Genomic DNA, 4437 nt, shown 5'->3' on the forward strand with positions numbered 1-4437 from the left:
AGCTTCGTAAGGTGACAAAATCCAAGAGTATTTTCCCTACGGATGAATCTTTGCTTAAAATGCTGTATTTGGCAACTGTTGATATTACAAAGAAATGGTCCCAGAGAATACGAAACTGGTCTATGATAATCGGGCAACTCAACATCTTTTTCGAGGGAAGAATCTAGCGAGTAGAACACAGCTCAGATAACTGCTTCCAATAGATTTGGCATAGCTGAAACCATTTACATGGAGGGGCTGACATGGTAGCCTGTTTTTTGTAGTGCCTGAATTAAGGTGGCCACAGGCATAGTAGCTATGTCAGCATAAGCTCCGTTTCAATGGCAAATCGGCGGTAAGCCAGTAAAAAAGCCATAGCTTTTAAACTACGGCTCAATATACTTTGATTAAATTTCAGATTGTTTGCACCAATTACTTGACAGGCTCAATTAATCAGCTACCTCCTACTCGATCAACTAGTAAATACTTAACTCTAATTTATTATTTACATACTCAAGCATTTTTATTCCTGCTATACTATTACCATTAAGATCTAAAGACGGTCCAAAAACACCTATTCCCAACTTTCCCGGTACTATACTCACTATACCTCCGCCTACTCCGCTCTTTGATGGAACTCCAACATCCAATGCAAACTTTCCACTTCCTTCGTAGAGTCCGCAAGAACTCATGATTACATTAATTATTTTTACAGTTTCCTTCGAAATGATCCTTTCTCCAGTATAAACTGATACACCACCGTTACTTAAGGTTGCAGCCATATTCGAAATATCTATGCAATTCACTTTAAATGAACATATTCTAAAATATACATCAAGGATCTTCTCGACATCCTCATTGAAAACCTTAGTGCTTTGCATATAGTATGCAAGAGCTCGGTTCCTATTACCAGTAAGCCTCTCAGACTGATAAACACTTGAATTTATTTCCACTCCGTCACGGTTGATCATTTTTTCCATCATTCTTTTTATTCTATTAAATTTCTGTTCATAATCAATTCCATTTACCATTGAAAGAGTTACTATTGCACCTGAATTGATGAATGGATTCATCGGCTTATGTTCGTTTTTTGTCTCTAATTGTGTTATTGAATTGAAAGACTCAGCGGTAGGTGACACTCCTACATGTTTGAATACATAATCTTTACAATTGTCTTCAAGAGCAAGGATCAAAGATACAACTTTAGAGATGCTCTGAATAGTGAAATATTTATTGTAATCTCCTCCACAGTATTGATTTCCTTCCATATCCGTTATGCATATGCCAACAAGGTCTGGATCTACATTTCCTAGTTCAGGGATATAATCAGCTACTTTTCCTAACATTGTAAATTTTTTTCCTTTTTCAACAGCTTGATTAATAATTTTTTTCATAAACTCACATCCATTACTATAATTTCAACCTAAAGGACACAAAGCCCTTCAAAATATAAACTCATCTGTTTAACGCAGAACTATCGATTATTCAATAAAGAACCATATGATATTAATAACTACCATATCATTCTTAGAAATATCCTATAGTTTTAATAATTGCTTTAACATATTTATTGAGCCACGAGTTTTACCATAAACCAATATAGACATAAGAAGGAAATTCCATACTAACGCTACTCTAAAAACACAGTTTATACAATGGAAACAATTGTAATATGGTGCATTTTTTAACAACCATTAAACCCTACTATTTTCCATATTCATGTTTTCATTAAACTACAACTATACAAAAGCGCTACAACAAATCAGATAGACGCATCAGCTTTTTAGTTGGCTACTACATCTTTTAAAGCTTACCTCTTTGCTTGTATCAGCTCTTAATTTTAAGCCGAGCTTTATCAACGAACAAGAGCGCTTAATGCACCCGCCATGAGGGTCGATACTATTGTTACACAAACAAAACCTGAAATAAGCATCGTGGGCAATAAAGTATCGAAAATCAATTTTTCTTCTTCAGATGTTCCGGCAACAGCTTTTGCAGCTTCCTTTGTAAGCATGTAATTAAAGGGGAAACCGAGGAAACAGTTGAATCCAACAGCTACAGACATGCGACTAGAATAACCCACTCTCTTGCCGACCAAAAGACTAAATACAGCAATTGCTAATGAAGCCATTATAAAAGCAATTAGCAACGGTACAATCAATGATTTTATTGTAGCCAAACTTGCTCCTGTTAAAAATGTCATAATATATGCATAGAAGCTTATGTCAAGTATGCCGTTGGATTCTGTTTTACCCATTACACCTTTGTCGAGAATTCCTAGGTTCCCCAAAATCATCCCTATCAATAGTGCAGTTATAGATTTGTCAAGCAACAGAGAAATAAAAGGAATATTCTTTATGAAATTTGTATAAACAAATAAATTTAGAGTGCCGATAATCGCCAGCGCTAAGAAGTAAAATGAAGGTGTTTTGTATTTTTCAGGAATTTTATCGATTGCTTTAATTTCAGTGATAGACGTTTCATCTGTTTCTTCATCCTTTTTAAAACTACCACTGCGAATCTTTAAAGCAATGTCCCTAGCTTCACCTCTAAGTAAAAAGGCAACTATGGGCATTCCAATAAATCCTTGTAAAGTTATCAAAAGGATAGGCCAAACCGCAAGCTCTATATATCCTGCATTGGTTAATGCTTGACTTGTTAGTATACCTGCCATACCACCTCCAGCAAGAGGAGCAATTGCGGTAATTGCCATAAGCTTTTCACCTAGTAGAGGCCCTCCTAACCCAAAGAAAATAATTGCTACTCCGGCTACTGCTGCAATAGCTGTTACAACAGTCTTCCATTCTTTCTTAAGTTGTTCAATTTCAAGCAAGGTTCCCATATGTATCAGGATAATCATCATCATAATATTCTTGACTGCCCCTAAACCTGAAACAGCTACAATATCCTTAGGAAGGATTGTCCAATAGCCAATGAGAGTCATTACAGTCATAAGAAATAACGCTGGCACCTTCCCATTAAATTTTGCAGAAATAAATTCCGCAACAAAAACTATACAAACAACCATTATAAATGCAATTTCAAATCCGTAACTCATTTTTTTCTCCTTAATAATTTATTTATCGGCATTTCTAAATGCTACAACCCACAAAATGCAGGAATTTATTGCAATAATAAGTATTGCTCCTCTTTGATTTTGATTCAAAGAAGTTAAACCACCAAAATCCAAAGGAATTATTTTATTCTGTAAGACATCTTTACATTTCAAAGAAAACAATCACTTTCAGTTCCACAATAATCAGCCCTAAATCATAGGTCACTGTCTCACCAATTTAAGTATTATTTTTCATAAGCTGTTTATCACAACTTTTGATTTCAAAGTATTCTAATGCAACTTGAGCCATAGCTTCCATGTATATTTTTAGATTTTTATCATTCCACTGAAATTCTGGGTGGTGATGACTCAATGGTTGTTCTTTATTTTCAGAAATACCTATATAAAAAAATGAAGCAGGAACATGTTCACAAAAGTAAGAAAAGTCTTCTGCACCCATATTAGGAAGTTTTGCAAAACGAACGTTTTCATCACCAACAACTTTAGCTGCAGCTTTTGCTACTATATCTGTCATTTCTTCATTGTTTATTAGTGGAGGAAATCCTTTTTTTATCTCAAGTCTAAAACTTGCTCCATTTGTTTCAGTTATGTTTTTTATTAAGCTTTCCATCGCACCTGGTATCCATTCTCTTACTTCTTTATCTAGAGTTCTTATTGTTCCCGATAGTTCAACTGTGTTAGGAATAACATTATGAGTATCCCCTCCGTGGATAGTAGTAACAGATATAACTGCTGGTAAGATCGGGCTTATTCTTCTTGAAACAAAAGTTTGAAGCTCATTGATCAACTGACTAGAAATACAAATCGGGTCTATTGACAGGTTTGGCATAGATGCATGTCCACCCTTACCTATAATGGTAATTTTAAATACATCTGGAGCAGCCATAAGAGGACCTTTTTTTAATTGAATCACTCCTTCATTCACAGTTCCCATGAGATGAATACCAAAAGCTGCATCTACCTTTGGATTTTCTAAAACGCCTTCCTCTATCATAGGGAGTGCACCTCCAGCGTCTTCTTCAGCGGGTTGAAATAGAACTTTAATGTTTCCAGAAATTTGTTCTTTTATTTCATTAAGAATCATAGCTGTTCCTAACAAACCTGCAGTATGGCCATCATGAGCGCATGCGTGCATTACCCCTGGCACCTTTGATTTATAAGATAAATTTGCCTCTTCATTTAATCTTAAAGCATCCATATCTGCTCTTAGTAAAACCGTTGGTCCCGGTTTACCACCTTTTATTAGCCCAACAACTCCAGTTTTAGCTATCCCTTCTTTTACTTCTATACCATGATTTCTTAAAGTATCCGCTACTCTTCTTGCTGTCTTCACTTCTTCAAAAGCAAGCTCAGGATACATATGAAAATAATGTCTTAACTCT

Annotated in this window: 3 protein-coding genes and 1 pseudogene; 1 reads left to right on the forward strand and 3 read right to left on the reverse strand. The window is 35.4% G+C overall.

The genetic code is table 11. The features are described 5' to 3' along the window. A pseudogene (locus BUB05_RS18895) lies at positions 1–167 on the forward strand (IS256 family transposase); the annotation flags it as partial. A 288-nt stretch (positions 168–455) separates the two neighbouring features. On the opposite strand, the gene glsA reads toward BUB05_RS18895, so the two are convergent. The 3 genes from glsA to BUB05_RS18200 form a co-directional block, all read right to left on the reverse strand. Beyond that, the gene (glsA, locus tag BUB05_RS18190; protein WP_073051184.1) at positions 456–1373 is read right to left on the reverse strand and encodes a glutaminase A; all 918 of its coding nucleotides are present in this window, start codon (positions 1371–1373) and stop codon (positions 456–458) included. A 461-nt stretch (positions 1374–1834) separates the two neighbouring features. After that, positions 1835–3037, reverse strand: a complete 1203-nt coding sequence (locus BUB05_RS18195) for a hypothetical protein (protein WP_073051186.1) — start codon at positions 3035–3037, stop codon at positions 1835–1837. 235 nt (positions 3038–3272) lie between these two features. Beyond that, positions 3273–4437, reverse strand: a 1165-nt coding sequence (locus tag BUB05_RS18200; RefSeq protein WP_073051188.1) for a M20 metallopeptidase family protein, incomplete at its 5' end; no start/stop codon positions are given.

The sequence above is a fragment of the Dethiosulfatibacter aminovorans DSM 17477 genome (assembly GCF_900142005.1).
Taxonomy (GTDB): Bacteria; Bacillota; Clostridia; order Tissierellales; family Dethiosulfatibacteraceae; genus Dethiosulfatibacter; species Dethiosulfatibacter aminovorans.